The following is a 2,952-nucleotide window of genomic DNA, read 5'->3' on the forward strand; positions in this document are numbered from 1 at the left end:
GTAATCATTCACTCCCCCCAAAGCGAATGCCTAGCGTTAGCAGATAAAATAGAGTAAATTACTGTGTATGAACTTACCTGACGATTCTTTACGCCAAATAGATAAAGAATATATAAACTCCCTCTCACTGGAAAAATTACAGCATCTCAGCGAAAAGATGTTGGAGGATTTGAGGGAGGCACGAGAGCGACTAAATCAAACACCAGAAAACAGTTCGCGTCCATCAGGGAGTTTTGCCCCTTGGGAGAAAGGTTCTTCCAACGCCCAAGAAGAAGGACAGAAAGACGATGCTAAGAAGAGCGAGAACTCCGATACGAAGGATAAATCTGCTGAAGGAAATGACGCTAATTCTCTGCCCAAATCTGAACCAGAAAACAAACGAAAGGCGGGGAAACAACCTGGGGCAAAAGGCTTTGGGCATCAAATAGAACTTCCTGTGACAGGAGAAGAAGTTCATAAACCTAAAGAATGTTCCGCCTGTGGCGAAGACTTTGAAGAAAGCACTATTTTTTACCCTAAAACAGGAAGATATGAACTGGATATAGAACACAAAGAACTAGGCTTGGAAGTCACCCATATCAAACATATTTACGGTATTTGCATCTGTGCCTGCGGACACGAAACTCATAGCCTTCCCGGTCGTAGCGATACAGAAGAAGGTTGGAATGTAGAAATTACAGAATGGCATCTAGTGGGTCCGACATTAGTAGCCCTTATTGTCAGTTTAGCTATGCGTATGCGTTTATCTCGTAAGCGTATCCAAGAGTTTTTGGATGATTGGCTAGGGATAAAACTCTGTGTGGGGACAATCAATCAGTGTGTCCTAGAATGCGGGCGAGCAGTTTCGCCTTTAGAAGCGGAGATAATTGCCGAAATCCAAAAATCGGGGCTCTTATATGTTGATGAAACAGGATGGCCAGAAAATGGAAAGCTGAAATGGTTATGGGTTTTACGAACAGCCACCGTCACTTTATATATGATCGGAAAGCGTAGCTGGGATGTAATTGCCGATGTTATGGAAAAGTTCTCTGGTTGGTTGATGAGTGATGGCTATCTTCAATATCGCAAATATGGAAAACGACTTCGCTGTTTGGCGCATATCATTCGCAAAGCAAGGGGCTTGTCTGAGAGCTACACTCCAGAAGCCGCAATTTTTGGAGAAAAAGTTCTCGAAATCATAAGTTTGTTCATAACTGGCATCTACAAGGCTCGTAGCGACCCCAGCATGGATTTAGAAGAAAAATTCTCAGTAAAATTAGCCGAGTTGAAAAAGTGGAGTGAAAAGCACAGAAATCATAGTCATGCAAAAACGAAAGCCTTGGCGCGTGAATTGCTCAATGACTGGGAGGCAATCTGGACAGTGCTGAAATATCCAATGTTGCCAATAACCAATAATCTTGCTGAACGATTGTTAAGGCACTGGGTTATTGCTCGGAAGATAAATCTTGGGACGCGTACATCCGAAGGCAGTCGCGCCTATGTATCTTTGGCAAGTGTCATAGACACATGTCGGCAACGTGGTGTTTTGCCTTGGCCATATATCGCTTCTGTGGTTGCTGAGCGTCGTAAAGGAAATTCTGCACCTCCAATTCCTCAATTTCAACCCATTGGATGACTAATTGAAGAAGGGGAGTGAACGGTTACCTGAGGAGAGATAATAGAATCTTCGAATGTTCAACGAATATAAACCAATCGAATGTTCTTTAGAGCTAACTTAGGATTTTCATTCGCCCAGCACCCTTCGTCCTGCTTGGCTGTACTCCCGTTAAGGGAGGCACCCCTAGATAATCATTATTTTTTGCTGATAAATTCTGAAAACGCGGCGACCACATTTGGGTCGAAATGTGTGCCAGCGTCTTTCATAATCATGGCAAGAGCTTTTTCTTCTGGTAATGCCTCGCGATAATGTCGATCATTTGTCAGGGCATCCCAAACATCCACCACCGCGAATATACGAGCGGCAAATGGAATTTTATTTCCCCTCAGCCCTTGTGGATATCCGGTTCCATCCCACTTTTCGTGATGAAAATAGACAATTTGCAGGGCGGGTTTCAGGAATTTAATTTTGGAAAGCATCCGCAACCCAGAAGTGGGATGGCGGCGCATGGTACTCATCTCATCGTCGGTGAGTTTGCCCGGCTTGAGTAAAATTCCATCCGGAACGCCAATCTTACCAATATCATGGAGGATCGCGCCACGACGGATATGGGTGAGTTCATCGCCTTTTATCCCCATCTCTTTCGCTAAAAGTACGGTTAATTTAGTCACCCGCAGCGTATGTCCCTGGGTCTCCTGGTCGCGTAACTCTAGCGCCTTGGCCCAGCCTTCAAGGGTATTATCATAGGTTTCAATTAATTCTTTATGTTTTTGTCGCAAATTTCTAAATAAAGCGACGTTATCAACAGCAATTGCCCCTATATAACTAAATCCCAAACTGAGCGTATGGTAATAGATGTCGGATAGTAAGCCAGAATCGAAGATGAAAAAGGCATAAAGCAAATATAGCCCCTCAAGCAATAATATTATTGGTATTCCCCACAAAAACCGTAACTGCAAAAGTATCCAGCCGCCCAAGAGAGACATCAATAGAATAATTATGATATCGCTGGTAAGCTGTTGCTCAACCAGGAAATTTTGGAATAAAATGGTGTGGATAATATTTGCCTGGATCTCAACACCAGCCATCTTTGTTTTGCCGCGCGACACAGGGACATCATGCAAATCTCCCCCGCCTGACAGGTTTATTTGTCCTACCAATACAATTTTGTCTTTAAAAGTATCGGGATGAACGGATCCAGAAAGCACATCTACATAAGAAATAACCGGAAAGGTCCCTGGTTCGCCCACAAAATTGATCGTCATACGCCCCCATGGGTCGACAGGTATTTGAAGCGGACCAACGTGGAATATCCGTCCGATGTCATTTCAGGCAAGCCACTGGAGGGGTATAAA

General features: G+C 43.9%; 2 protein-coding genes. One reads left to right on the top strand and one right to left on the bottom strand.

Going from position 1 to position 2,952, the window contains the following annotated elements:
- The first annotated feature begins 67 nt into the window (after positions 1 to 67).
- Entirely contained in the window at positions 68 to 1,615 is a 1,548-nt protein-coding gene (tnpC, locus tag V3S16_RS01105) for an IS66 family transposase (RefSeq protein WP_413882832.1), read from the top strand.
- A 176-nt stretch (positions 1,616 to 1,791) separates the two neighbouring features.
- Here tnpC and V3S16_RS01110 read toward each other — a convergent pair whose 3' ends face one another.
- Positions 1,792 to 2,919 carry an HD domain-containing phosphohydrolase gene (locus V3S16_RS01110; protein WP_413882833.1) on the bottom strand — a complete coding sequence of 376 codons (1,128 nt, stop codon included), beginning with the start codon at positions 2,917 to 2,919 and terminating at the stop codon, positions 1,792 to 1,794.
- Positions 2,920 to 2,952: the final 33 nt, after the last annotated feature.

Source organism: Candidatus Desulfatibia sp. (assembly GCF_036446775.1).
GTDB lineage: Bacteria > Desulfobacterota > Desulfobacteria > Desulfobacterales > UBA11574 > Desulfatibia_A.

Bases quoted from the DNA above. Each gene is read 5' to 3' on its own strand.
- tnpC (WP_413882832.1), top strand. From the start codon at position 68: ATGAACTTACCTGACGATTCTTTACGCCAAATAGATAAAGAATATATA.